This is a genomic window from Streptomyces sp. NPDC088261, from assembly GCF_044740805.1.
GTDB lineage: Bacteria > Actinomycetota > Actinomycetes > Streptomycetales > Streptomycetaceae > Streptomyces.
Genome location: NZ_JBIURL010000016.1, coordinates 19806 through 31876 on the forward strand (window position 1 = coordinate 19806; position 12071 = coordinate 31876).

Below are 12071 nucleotides of genomic sequence, written 5' to 3' on the forward strand. Positions count from 1 at the left end.
CCGTCCGGCGATTGAGGACAACAGACGGTCAGCGGAACTCGCAGCCCAGGACGTGATCGTTGACCAGCCCACACGCCTGCATCAACGCATACGCCGTCGTCGGGCCCACAAAACGGATCCCCCGCCCCTTGAGCGCACGCGCAAGCGCCGTCGACTCCTCCGTCACCGCCGGAACATCCGCCCCCGTCCGCGGCACCGCGCGCGTCGTCGGGTCAGGGGCGTGGGACCAGATCAGCGCGTCCAGCTCCCCCGGCGACCACCCCGCCAGGACACCCGCGTTCGCCAGCGTCGCGTCGATCTTCGCGCGGTTGCGGATGATCCCCGGGTCCGCCAGCAGCCGCGTACGGTCCGCGTCCGTGAACTTCGCCACAGTCGCGATGTGGAAGGAACCGAACGCCGCCCGGAACCCCTCCCGCCGCCGCAGGATCGTGATCCAGGACAGCCCGGACTGGAACGCCTCCAGGGAGATCCGTTCGAAGAGCGCGTCGTCGCCGTGGACGGGCCGGCCCCACTCGGAGTCGTGGTACGTGACGTAGTCCTCCGCCGACGTGCCCCACGGACAGCGCAGCCGCCCGTCCGCGCCCTCCACCACGCCCGTGGCGCGGGTCATCGGGGGCCCTCCCAGCCGGGCTTCTTGAAGAGGTCGGGCGAGGAGACCGCCGTCGCCTGCGCCCCCGCCAGCGCCGCCTCCAGCTCGGCGATCCGCGCGTCGCGCTCCGCGAGTTCCGCGCCGAGGCGGCCGAGGGCGTCGTCCACGTCGGCCATCCGGTAGCCGCGCAGCGCGACGGGCAGCCGCAGCGCCTCGACGTCCGCGCGGCCGACCGGGCGGGTCGCCGGCAGCGGGTCCACCAGCTGTTCGGGCGCGACGTCGGGCAGGACCGCGCGCTCCCCGCCGCCGACCACCGCGAGGGTGACCCCGGCGACGACCACGACCATCGTGATGAGCAAGAACAAGAACACGTGCTTCTCCCCGGGCAGGAAACGTCCGGTGCCGATCGTGCCATGGGATCGCGGCACGGACCGACCCGGCGCCACCCCCGGGCACCGGCTCCCGGACGCCCCCGCGCCGCCGTCGCCCCGCGGACCCGCGGTCTAAGGTCGCAGGCGAGTGGACGTGAGGAAGGAAACACGCATGCGCGGGACCCTGCGGCTGGGACGGCGGGAATTCGGGGTGGAGGAGCCGGTGATCATGGCGATCGTGAACCGGACCCCCGACTCCTTCTACGACCGGGGCGCGACCTTTCGCGACGGGCCCGCCCTCGACCGCGTGGAGGACGCCGTCGCGCAGGGCGCCGCGATCATCGACATCGGCGGGGTGAAGGCCGGCCCCGGTGCCGAGGTGACCGCCGGGGAGGAGGCGCGCCGTACGGTCGGCTTCGTCGCCGAGGTCCGCCGGCGCCACCCCGACGTGGTGATCAGCGTGGACACCTGGCGCCACGAGGTCGCCGAGGCCGTCTGCGAGGCGGGGGCGGATCTGCTGAACGACGCGTGGGGCGGCGTGGACCCGAAGCTCGCCGAGGTCGCCGCGCGGTACGGCGTCGGGCTGGTGTGCACCCACGCGGGCGGCGCCGAGCCCCGGACGCGTCCGCACCGGATCGCGTACGACGACGTGATGGCGGACATCCTGCGCGTCACGCTGGGGCTCGCGGAGCGCGCGCGGGCGCTGGGGGTGCGGGAGGACGGGATCCTGATCGATCCGGGCCACGACTTCGGGAAGAACACCCGGCACTCGCTGGAGGCGACCCGGCGGCTCGGGGAGATGGCGGACACCGGCTGGCCGGTGCTGGTGTCGCTGTCGAACAAGGACTTCGTCGGGGAGACCCTCGACCGGCCGGTCAAGGAGCGGCTGATCGGCACGCTCGCGACGACGGCGGTGTCCGCGTGGCTGGGGGCGCGGGTCTACCGCGTCCACGAGGTGGCGGAGACCCGCCAGGTGCTGGACATGGTGGCGTCCATCGCGGGCCACCGGCCCCCGGCGGTCGCCCGCCGGGGACTGGCGTAGGACATCTACTTGCCGGTCTCCTTGGTGACCAGCGCCACCGCTTCTTCCACGTCGTCCGTGACGTGGAAGAGCAGGAGGTCCTTCTCGGACGCCTTGCCCTGCGCCACGACCGTGTTCCTCAGCCACTCGACCAGGCCGCCCCAGTACGCCGTACCGAAGAGCACGATGGGGAAGCGGGTGACCTTGCGTGTCTGGACGAGGGTCAGGGCCTCGAACAGTTCGTCCAGCGTCCCGAGGCCGCCGGGCAGGACCACGAAACCCTGCGCGTATTTCACGAACATCGTCTTGCGTACGAAGAAGTAGCGGAAGTTCACGCCGATGTCGACGTGCGGGTTGAGCCCCTGTTCGAAGGGCAGCTCGATCCCGAGGCCGACGGAGACGCCCTTCGCCTCGCGTGCCCCCTTGTTCGCCGCTTCCATGGCGCCCGGGCCGCCGCCCGTGATGACCGCGAATCCCGCCTCGACCAGGGCGCGGCCGATCCGCGTGCCGGCCTCGTACTCGGGTGTGCCGGCCGGGGTGCGGGCGGAGCCGAAGACGCTGATCGCGCTCGGCAGTTCGGCGAGGGCGCCGAAGCCCTCCACGAACTCGGACTGGATGCGCATCACCCGCCAGGGGTCGGTGTGCACCCATTCCGAGTCGCCCTCGGTGTCCAGCAGCCGCTGGTCGGTCGTGCCGGCCTGTACCTGTTCCCGGCGGCGGATCACCGGTCCGAGCCGCTGCTCCTCCGGCTTTCGCGCTCCCTCAGGCATGCCCATGAGCTGCTCCCTCCGCTGCGGTGCTTGGTTCTCGGCAAGGGTAGGTCCACGGACGTGACAAATGGCGAAATTCCGGTGGTCGGCAGGGCGGAGAGCCGGGGTTCCCGCCACCGGCCCGCGAAGACACGACCTCGCGTCAGGCGGTGAGCCACTCCCGCAGCCGGTTCTCGCAGTGGGTGATCCGCTCGACGGCCACGTGCTCGTCCCGCTTGTGGGCGAAAAGGGGGTTGCCGGGGCCGTAATTGACCGCCGGGATCCCGAGCCCGCCGAAGCGCGCCACGTCCGTCCAGCCGAACTTGGGCCGTGCCGTGCCGCCGACCGCCGCCATGAAGGCCGCCGCAGCGGGGTGGGAGAGCCCGGGGAGGGCCGCCCCGGAGTGGTCGTCCACGACGAACTCCGCGACACCGCAGTCCGCGAACACCTCGTGGACATGGGCCAGGGCCTCCGCCTCGCCGAGGTCGGGGGCGTACCGGTAGTTGACGGTGACCGTGCAGGAGTCGGGGATGACGTTGGTGGCGACGCCGCCCTCGATCCGTACCGCGTTGAGGCCCTCCCGGTACTCCAGTCCGTCGATCACGGGCCTGCGGGGCTCGTACGCGGCGAGCCTGTCGAGGATCGGCGCGGCGGCGTGGATCGCGTTGGACCCCATCCAGCCGCGCGCGGAGTGGGCACGTTCGCCTTCCGTACGGAGGAGGACCCGCAGGGTGCCCTGGCAACCGCCCTCGACCTCGCCGTCGGAGGGCTCCAGGAGGAGGGCGAAGTCGCCCTCCAGCCAGTCGGGGTGGGCCTCGGCGACGTGCCCGAGGCCGTTGAGGTCGGCGGCGACCTCTTCGTTGTCGTAGAAGAGGAACGTGAGGTCGCGGTTGGGCTCGGGGACCGTAGCGGCGATGCGCAGCTGGACGGCGACGCCCGACTTCATGTCGCTGGTGCCGCAGCCCCACAGGATGCCGTGGTCGTCGAGCCGGGAGGGCACGTTGTCCGCGATGGGGACGGTGTCGATGTGTCCGGCCAGGATGATCCGCTCGGCGAGGCCCCGGTTCGTACGGGCCACGATGTTGTTGCCGTACCGCTCGACGGTCAGGTGCGCCAGCGGGCGCAGCGCCAGCTCGATCGCGTCGGCGAGAGCCTTCTCGTCGCCGCTGACCGAGGGGAAGTCGACGAGGGCGGCGGTGAGCGCCGGTCCGTCCAGGGTGAGGTCGAGCGCGGTGTCGGACATGGACAGGACCCTAGACGAATCGTCGGAGGCGGGGGGAACGGGACCCTGCCGGACGAGATCCGGACGGGGGACCCTCCAGTACGGTGGGCGCGTGTCCGACACCATCTCCCCCTCCCGTCGCGGTCGCCCCCTGCGGATCGCGGCCGCCTTCGCCGTCCTGCTGGGCCTGGTGGCCTATGTCGTGGTGCAGTACGTGACCGGGGGCGGCGGCCCGCCCCGGTGCACGGTCCGGGCGGCGGGCGCGGGCAGCGGCGACGGCGGGCCCGTGTACGAGATGACGCCGGAGCAGGCGGCCAACGCGGCGGTGATCTCCGCGGTGGGCACCACGCGCGGGCTGCCGGAGCGGGCGGTGACGATCGCGCTGGCGACGGCCCTCCAGGAGTCGGCCCTGCGGAATCTGGGGCACGGCGACCGCGACTCGCTGGGCCTCTTCCAGCAGCGCCCCTCCAAGGGCTGGGGTACGACGGCGCAGATCCAGGATCCGGTGTACGCGGCGGGGCAGTTCTACGACCACCTGGTCAAGGTGCCGGGGTATTCGCGGCTGCCGCTGACCGAGGCCGCGCAGCGGGTGCAGCGCAGTGGTTTCCCGCAGGCGTACGCGAAGCACGAGCCGGACGCGGCGCTGCTGTCGGCGGCGCTGACCGGCCGGGCGGCGGCGGCGCTGACCTGTTCGTCGCTGGACAGCGCGGTGGCGGGTGATCCGGCGAAGGTACGGGCGGAGCTGGTGCGGTCGTTCGGTCCCGGCGTCCTTCCCAAGGACGCGAGCGTGTCGGCGGGGGCGCCCGCCCATGAGGTGTTCGTGCCGGTGGGGTCGGTCGTGAAGTCCGAGGCCGGGAACGCCGGGAACGCCGGGGACACGGACGCGGCCGGCGGTACGGCGAAGGGCGGGGCGACGGCGCGGCGCGGCTGGGAGCTGGCGCAGTGGGCGGTGGCGCAGGCGGCGGTCCTGCGGATCGACGAGGTGTCCTACGCGGGCCGGGTGTGGAGCGCGAAGGACGCGGGGCAGGGCTGGCGTACGGACGACGGGGCGGGGTCCGGCGAGGCGGCGAAGGGCGCCGCGAACGTCCAGATCCGTACCGCACGGTAGTTCGGCCCGTCACCCGCACGAGTCCCCCGGGGTCCGCCGGAATCCCCTTTCTCCCTATGAATCGAACGGCGTGGGCCGTCCGGGTCACTTCCCTTGCGGCGCGCGTGAAGTGACGGTTCGCCGCCCGCGCCGGAACACACTTGTTTGCCCGTTTTTATCCGGGGCGGACCCAGCGGCGCATTACCAACTCTTTACCCGGGCGCACCGCAACTTCCGCCGCCCTTCGAGGGGTTGTCACAGTGTCCGATCGACGGACAAGCACTGTTTCTCTCCCGTCAAAGGAGCATCATGTCCCTCCCCCTGACCCGTCGGATCGCCCGTGCCGCGCTGCTCGTCGCGGCGGGCGCAGCTCCCGTGGTCGGTGCGGCCGGCTCCGCAGGCGCCGCGGCGCTGCCGCAGACCACCGACCTCGGCGCCATCAGCGCGCTCGACGGCGCCGCCGTGGGTGACACCGTCGACAGCGGCGCCCGGACGACCACCGCCGTGGCGGGCGAAGCCGGCAGCCAGGCGGTCAAGAAGACCGTCCCCGCCGCGGGCAAGACCGTCGGTGCGGCAGGCAAGACCCTGACGCCCGCCGCGCAGAAGCTGGCCGGTGACGCCGCGGGCAGCGCGGGCGAGGCCCTGGGCGAGACCGCGTCGGCCGCCTCCGGCAGCGCCGCCCCCGCCTCCATGCTCGGCGGCCTGCCCACCTCGGGTCTCCCCACCTCGGGCCTCCCCACCGGCGGGCTGCCGGTCGGTGGCCTGCCGATCGGCTGACCGCGCCGGGCGCGCGAGGCGCGTCCGTGACGGCGTGAAGGGGCCCGGGGAGCTTGGACAGCTCCCCGGGCCCCTTCAGACGTGCCGGACCGTTCAGCCGAGCCGTCACACGTGCCGGCCGCTCAGCCGAGCCGCTTCACCGCCGCCTCGATCCGCTCGTCGGTCGCGGTGAGGGCCACCCGTACATGACGCTCCCCCGCAGGCCCGTAGAAGTCCCCGGGCGCCACCAGGATGCCCAGCTCCGCGAGGTGCGCCACGGTGTCCCAGCACGGTTCGTCCCGCGTCGACCAGAGGTACAGGCTCGCCTCGCTGTGGTCGATGCGGAAGCCGTGCGCCTCCAGCGCGGCGCGCAGGGCGTCGCGGCGGGCCGCGTACCGCTCCCGCTGCTCCCGTACGTGCGTGTCGTCGGCGAGCGCCGCGACCGTCGCCGCCTGTACGGGCGCGGGGGTCATCATCCCGCCGTGCTTCCGGATCTGGAGCAGCTCGCCGAGGACCGCCGCGTCACCGACCAGGAAGGCCGCGCGGTACCCCGCGAGGTTCGAGCGCTTGGAGAGCGAGTGGACGGCGACAAGGCCGTCGTACGAGCCCCCGCAGATGTCCGGGTGCAGGACGGAGACGGGCTCCGCCTCCCAGCCCAGCTCCAGGTAGCACTCGTCGCTGAAGACCAGCACACCGTGCTCGCGCGCCCAGGCCACGATCCGGGTCAGCTCGTCCCGGCCCAGGACCGCCCCGGTCGGGTTGGACGGCGAGTTGAGCCACAGCAGCCGCAGGCCGGCCGGGTCCAGCGTGGTCGGGTCGTCGTACGGTACGGGCTCCGCGCCGCAGAGCCGCGCCCCGACCTCGTACGTCGGGTAGGCGAGCCGGGGGTAGGCGACGCGGTCGCCCGCGCCGAGGCCGAGCTGCGTCGGCAGCCAGGCGACCAGTTCCTTGGAGCCGACCACCGGCAACACGTTCGAGTGGGTCACCCCGCGCGCGCCGAGCCGCCGTTCCGCCCATCCGGTGAGCGCGTCCCGCAGCTCCGCCGTCCCCCACACCGTCGGATACCCGGGGGAGTTCGCGGCCCCGGCCAGGGCCCGCCGGACCGCCTCGGGGACCGGGTCGACCGGCGTGCCCACGGACAGGTCCACGATCCCGTCCGGATGGGCCGCGGCCGTCGCCTTGTAGGGCTCCAGCTTGTCCCAGGGGAAGACGGGGAGACGCGAAGAGACTGCGGACACGGTGCTCACTCTTTCTCGTACGGACGGACACGCGCCGGCCACGGGAAACACGGCGGCCCCGTACGGCGGGCGCGCCGTACGGGGACCGGGGGCGCGCCGTCAGCCGTTCTGCGGCGGCAGCGCGGCGATGAAGGGGTGGTCCCGCTCGATGAGGCCGAGCTTGGACGCTCCACCCGGCGACCCGAGCTCGTCGAAGAACTCCACGTTCGCCTTGTAGTAGTCCTTCCACTCCTCGGGGGTGTCGTCCTCGTAGAAGATGGCCTCGACCGGACAGACCGGCTCACAGGCTCCGCAGTCGACGCATTCGTCCGGGTGGATGTACAAGGACCGGGAGCCCTCGTAGATGCAGTCGACCGGGCACTCCTCGATGCACGCCTTGTCCTTGACGTCGACACAAGGCTGCGCGATGACGTAGGTCACGCTGTCGTTCCTCCTCGATAGGGCGGCGGCGGGCCGATCTGCGGCTCCGTCCACGGGCGCGCGGGAGCGCGGCGTCGTCGATGCCCGCATCTAGTATCTCCGTTCCTGGGCACGATCCGAACAGGAGGGGCGTACCGAGCTGTGGAATTCACCGCCGGCGGACGGTTCGAGGTCCGTATGACACGGGCTGACGTGGGCAAACGGGTATCAGTCAGACAGCTGACGGAGAACGGCGGCCCGGCGGAGAAATTCACCGACACGGTCGGCGTTCTCACATCCTGGGACGACGGTGTGCTGCTGATCACACGCAGGACCGGCGAGAGCGTCCGGGTCCCGGAATCGTCCCTGGTCGCGGGCAAGGTCGTGCCGCCCGCGCCGGCCCGCCGCCGGGGCCCCTCGGCGACGTACCGGGAACTGGCGCTCGCCGGCGCGCGGGCCTGGCAGCCGGTGGAGAGCGAACCGCTCGGCGCGTGGCGGCTGCGCGCCTCCGCCGGATTCACCCGCAGGGCCAACTCGGTGCTGTCCCTCGGCGATCCCGGCCTGCCGCTGGACGAGGCGCTGGAGCGGGTGCGCCGGTGGTACGGGGAGCGGGGGCTGCCGCCGTACGTCCAGACCGCGACCGGCGCCGAGGGCACCCAGGAGACGCTCTGCGCCGAGCTGGAGAAGCGTGACTGGTCGGCGGAGGTGAGTGCCGAGATGCGGATCGCGGCCCTCGCGCCGCTCGGCGACCGGGACGCGGACGTGGCCCCGGTGCGGCTGGACCGTACCTGCGACGAGGCGTGGCTCGGCCGCTACCAGCGCTCCGAGACGCCGGGCCCGCACGTCCTGCACGTGCTGAACAGCGGGCCCTCGGTGTGGTTCGCCACCGTCCCCGGCGAGGCCGGGACGCCCGCCGCGATCGGGCGGTGTGTGGTGGACGGACGCTGGGCGGGGTTCATGGCGGTGGAGGTCGATCCGGACCGCCGGCGCCGGGGCCTGGCCACCGCTGTGATGACCGCGCTCGCGCGCCGCGCCCTGGAGGAGGGCGCGTCGGCGGCCTGGCTCCAGGTCGAGTCCCGGAACGACGGGGCGCGTGCGCTGTACGAGGGCATGGGCTTCGCGGTCCACCACCACTACCACCACTACCGGCCGGCGTGAGCGGGGTGCCGGTCGTGCGGGGGTATCGGCCGTGACGGGGTACGAGTCGCCCATGGACCCGGATTCGACAGGCCGGCGGCAGCGGTTCGCCGAGGAGGCACGCGGGGAGCGCCCCGACCTGGCCACGCTGTGTCTGCTGATCGGGGCGGAGGGCGAACCGGCCCTCGGCGAGGCGGGCACGGACGCCGCCCAGGCGGAGCTGGACCGGCTGGCCGGGCTGCTGCCGTACGGGGTCAGGGGGGCGCGCGCCTGGGCGGCGGCCCTCGCCGAACTGCTGGGCGGGCGCCTGGGCTTCCACGGCTCCGCCGACGACTACGAGCGTCTGGAGTCCTCGCTGCTGCCCGCCGTGCTGCGGCGCAGGCGGGGGCTGCCGATCCTGCTGTCGGTGGTCTGGATGGAGGTCGCCCGGCGGGCGGGCGCGCGGGTGTACGGGGTGGCGCTTCCCGGCCATTTTGTGATCGGCCTGGGCGATCCCGCCGAGCAGGTGCTGGCCGACCCGTTCGCGGGCGGGCGGCCGCTCTCGGGGCAGGACGCGAAGAACCTGGTCGCGGAGGCGACGGGTACCGCCCCGGGCCCCGGGGACGGCTTCTCCCCGGACCTGATCTCGCCCGCCGACCCGCTGGACATCGTGCTGCGCGTCCTGAACAACATCCGCGCCTGGGCCGCCGCCCGCCCGGAGCGCAGTGACGTGGCGCTCTGGGCGGTCGAACTCTCCCTGCTCCTGCCGTCCCACCCGGCGCGGCTGCGCTACGACCACGCGCATGTGCTGATCCAGCGCGGGGAGTTCCTCTCCGGCGCGACGGAGATGGAGGCGTACGCGGAGGTGGTGGCGGCGGTCGAGCCGTCGACGGCGGAGGCGATACGGCGCAGGGCGCGGGCGGCGCGGGCGATGCTCAACTGACGCGCGGTGGCCGCCGTCAGTGGTCCGCCCCCAGGGACCGCTTGAGGAAGTCCACCTGGAGCAGCAGCAGGTTCTCGGCGACCTGCTCCTGGGGGGTCATGTGCGTGACGCCGGTCAGGGGCAGCACCTCGTGCGGGCGGCCCGCCGCGAGGAGGGCCGACGAGAGGCGCAGGGTGTGGGCCGCGACCACGTTGTCGTCGGCCAGGCCGTGGATCAGCATCAGGGGCCGGGCCGGGTTCTCCGGGGCCGACAGGCCGTCGTCGGTGACCAGCGAGTTGGCCGCGTAGACCTCCGGCGCCTCGTCGGGGGTGCCGAGGTAGCGCTCGGTGTAGTGGGTGTCGTACAGCCGGAAGTCGGTGACCGGGGCGCCCGCGACCGCCGCGTGGAAGACGTCGGGGCGGCGCAGGACCGCGAGGGCGGCGAGGTAGCCGCCGTACGACCAGCCCCGGATCGCCACCCGTCCGGTGTCGAGCGGGAAGCGGCCCGCCAGGTCCTGGAGCGCCTCGATCTGGTCGTCGAGGGTCAGGACGAAGTTGTCCTTGACGGCCTTCTCCCAGGCCGGGGAGCGGCCCGGGGTGCCCCGCCCGTCGGCGACGACCACCGCGTACCCCTGGTCGGCGAACCACTGGGAGGTGAGGTGGGCGTTGTGGGCGGCGAGCACCCGCTGGCCGTGCGGGCCGCCGTACGGGTCCAGCAGGACCGGGAGGCGCCCGTCCGACTCCTGATAGCCGGTGGGGAGCAGGACGGCGCACGGAATGCGCCGTGCGCCCCCCTCCGTGAGCGTCACGGCCGCCGTGAGCACCGGCTGTTCGGCGTACGAGGCGACGGAGGCGACCTGCTTGCCGTCCCGGAACACCTGGGCGGAGAGCCCGGCGGCGGTCGGCCGGGCCGACACCAGGACCGTCACCCGGCCGGACCGTACCGCGGAGTGCACGCCCGCGCCCGCCGAGAAGCGCTCGACGCCCAGCTCGTTGACCCGGTAGACGTGCACCTCGCCGGTCTCGGGCTCCGCCGCCTCCTCGCCCGCCGAGGCCGAGACGAGGACGTCGTGCTCGCCGATGTCCAGCACGGCGCGCAGCTGCAACTGCGCCCCCGTGAGTGCCCGGTCGCCGACCACCAGGACGCGCGCGCCCCCCTCGTCGGCGATCCGCACCAGCCGCCCGTCGGGCGCCCAGGCGGGGGTTCCGGGGAAGAGCTCCAGCCAGGCCGGGTCCTCGTCCCGGTGCACCGTGCGGGTCGCCCCGGTGGCCGGGTCCACGGCGAGGTACAGCTCGCTGGTCTGGTCGCGGGACTGGACGAGCAGCAGGGGCGCGCCCGCCGACGACCAGTGGACGCGGGCGAGGTAGGGGTGGCGGGCCCGGTCCCAGACGACCTCCGTACGCTCCCCGCCGGCGCCCTCGCCGTCCGCCCCGTCCGCGCCCGCCGGCCCGTGCAGGCCGACCAGGAACAGCCGTACCTCCGCGTTCGGCGTGCCCGCCGCCGGGTACGCGGCCCGTACCGGCTCCCGGTCCGGGTGCGCCGGGTCCGCCGTCCACCAGCGGTGCACCGGCGCCGTGTCGACGCGGGCGACCAGCAGCCGGTCGGACTCGGGCGACCACCAGTAGCCGCGCGAGCGGTCCATCTCCTCGGCGGCGACGAACTCCGCGCGCCCGTAGGAGACGTTCTCCGGGTCCTCGCCGTCCCCGGGGGCCGCCAGCGCCCGGTCACCCTCGCCGTCGGCCCCGACGACCCGCAGGGCGCCCCGTACCGTGTACGCGATGTGCCGCCCGTCGGGCGAGGGGCGGGGGTCGATGACCGGCCCGCGCACGGGCAGCGCGCGGGCGGTCCCGGCGCGCAGCTCGGCCGCGAACAGCCGCCCGGACAGGGCGAAGGCGGCCAACTCGACGGCGCCGTCCACCGCGTAGCCGACGATTCCGGCCGATCCCTCGCGGCTCCGTTCGCGCCGGGAGCGTTCTTCGGCGGACAGCCGCTCGGTGGCGCCGCCGAGCAGCGTCGCCGGGTCGGCGGCGATCCGTTCGGCGGGCCCGCCGCCCGCCGCCGTACCGCCGTCGAGGTCCAGCACCCAGAGGCGGTTCACCCGGTCCGTCCCGTCGGCGGACCGCAGGAAGACCACCCGCGCTCCATCGGGTGACACGGTGAAGGCGCGCGGGGCACCCAGGGTGAACCGCTGGGTCCTGGCGTACTGGCGCGGGAACGAGAGCTGCTGCCTCAAGGTCATGTGACCGAATCTAGTATCCGTGCGCCCCCATGTGCTGCTGTGCACCGATCAATGCGTACCAACGGATAGTTATGATCCGTAGCGCTAGGTGGGTAGGAACCTGTCGGCACATGCGTCCTGCGATGTCCGGGCTGAATATTTATGGAGGTGAACCGTCGTGGCACTCTCGATTTCGGCGGTGGTGCTGCTGGCGGTCATTGTCTTCCTGCTGATCCGGAAATCCGGGCTCAAGGGGGGGCACGCGGTCGTCTGCATGCTGCTCGGCTTCTATCTGGCCAGCTCCTCCATGGCCTCCACGATCAGCGAACTCACCACGAACGTGGCGGGGATGATCGGCGGAATCAAGTTCTGACCGGGGCGTG

Annotated in this window: 13 protein-coding genes; 6 read left to right on the forward strand and 7 right to left on the reverse strand. The window is 73.4% G+C overall.

All coding sequences use genetic code 11. The features are described from left to right. Window positions 1-28: 28 nt before the first annotated feature. Window positions 29-610: a DNA-3-methyladenine glycosylase I gene (locus tag ACIODU_RS26495; RefSeq protein ID WP_401770313.1), complete on the reverse strand. Its 582-nt coding sequence runs from the start codon at window positions 608-610 to the stop codon at window positions 29-31. Then, on the reverse strand, window positions 607-960 hold the full coding sequence (locus ACIODU_RS26500) for a DivIVA domain-containing protein (protein WP_356430947.1): 354 nt from the start codon (window positions 958-960) through the stop codon (window positions 607-609). The genes ACIODU_RS26495 and ACIODU_RS26500 overlap by 4 nt, the downstream gene beginning before the upstream one ends. Before the next feature lie 172 nt (window positions 961-1132). Here ACIODU_RS26500 and folP point away from each other — a divergent pair, with 172 nt between their 5' ends. After that, entirely contained in the window at window positions 1133-2002 is an 870-nt protein-coding gene (gene folP / locus ACIODU_RS26505; protein WP_401770316.1) for a dihydropteroate synthase, read from the forward strand. A 5-nt stretch (window positions 2003-2007) separates the two neighbouring features. On the opposite strand, the gene ACIODU_RS26510 is transcribed toward folP, so the two are convergent. Continuing rightward, window positions 2008-2757: a TIGR00730 family Rossman fold protein gene (locus ACIODU_RS26510; protein ID WP_356430944.1), complete on the reverse strand. Its 750-nt coding sequence runs from the start codon at window positions 2755-2757 to the stop codon at window positions 2008-2010. A gap of 136 nt (window positions 2758-2893) precedes the next feature. Further along, a complete protein-coding gene (gene dapE / locus ACIODU_RS26515; protein WP_401770320.1) occupies window positions 2894-3973 on the reverse strand; it encodes a succinyl-diaminopimelate desuccinylase in 1080 nt (359 codons plus the stop codon). A 91-nt stretch (window positions 3974-4064) separates the two neighbouring features. Here dapE and ACIODU_RS26520 point away from each other — a divergent pair, with 91 nt between their 5' ends. Together ACIODU_RS26520 and ACIODU_RS26525 are read left to right on the forward strand one after the other, a co-directional pair. Then, on the forward strand, window positions 4065-5060 hold the full coding sequence (locus ACIODU_RS26520) for a hypothetical protein (RefSeq protein ID WP_401770323.1): 996 nt from the start codon (window positions 4065-4067) through the stop codon (window positions 5058-5060). Window positions 5061-5348: 288 nt separating this feature from the next. After that, window positions 5349-5816, forward strand: a complete 468-nt coding sequence (locus tag ACIODU_RS26525; protein WP_401770325.1) for an ATP-binding protein — start codon at window positions 5349-5351, stop codon at window positions 5814-5816. 122 nt (window positions 5817-5938) lie between these two features. Here the strand turns inward: ACIODU_RS26525 and dapC are convergent, their stop codons facing one another. Then, window positions 5939-7033 (reverse strand): succinyldiaminopimelate transaminase, encoded by a 1095-nt coding sequence (dapC, locus tag ACIODU_RS26530; protein WP_401770328.1) that lies wholly within the window; start codon window positions 7031-7033, stop codon window positions 5939-5941. A gap of 99 nt (window positions 7034-7132) precedes the next feature. Beyond that, complete coding sequence (gene fdxA, locus ACIODU_RS26535; protein WP_003985062.1) at window positions 7133-7453, reverse strand: ferredoxin; 321 nt, start codon at window positions 7451-7453, stop codon at window positions 7133-7135. Window positions 7454-7594: 141 nt separating this feature from the next. Here fdxA and ACIODU_RS26540 point away from each other — a divergent pair, with 141 nt between their 5' ends. After that, window positions 7595-8590 (forward strand): GNAT family N-acetyltransferase, encoded by a 996-nt coding sequence (locus ACIODU_RS26540; RefSeq protein WP_401770330.1) that lies wholly within the window; start codon window positions 7595-7597, stop codon window positions 8588-8590. A 52-nt stretch (window positions 8591-8642) separates the two neighbouring features. Then, complete coding sequence (locus tag ACIODU_RS26545; protein ID WP_401770332.1) at window positions 8643-9491, forward strand: tetratricopeptide repeat protein; 849 nt, start codon at window positions 8643-8645, stop codon at window positions 9489-9491. 16 nt (window positions 9492-9507) lie between these two features. Here ACIODU_RS26545 and ACIODU_RS26550 read toward each other — a convergent pair whose 3' ends face one another. Further along, complete coding sequence (locus tag ACIODU_RS26550; protein ID WP_401770335.1) at window positions 9508-11709, reverse strand: prolyl oligopeptidase family serine peptidase; 2202 nt, start codon at window positions 11707-11709, stop codon at window positions 9508-9510. Window positions 11710-11866: 157 nt separating this feature from the next. On the opposite strand from ACIODU_RS26550, the gene ACIODU_RS26555 reads away from it, so the two are divergent. Next, the gene (locus ACIODU_RS26555) at window positions 11867-12061 is read left to right on the forward strand and encodes a hypothetical protein (protein WP_161310061.1); all 195 of its coding nucleotides are present in this window, start codon (window positions 11867-11869) and stop codon (window positions 12059-12061) included. The last annotated feature ends 10 nt before the right edge of the window (window positions 12062-12071 follow it).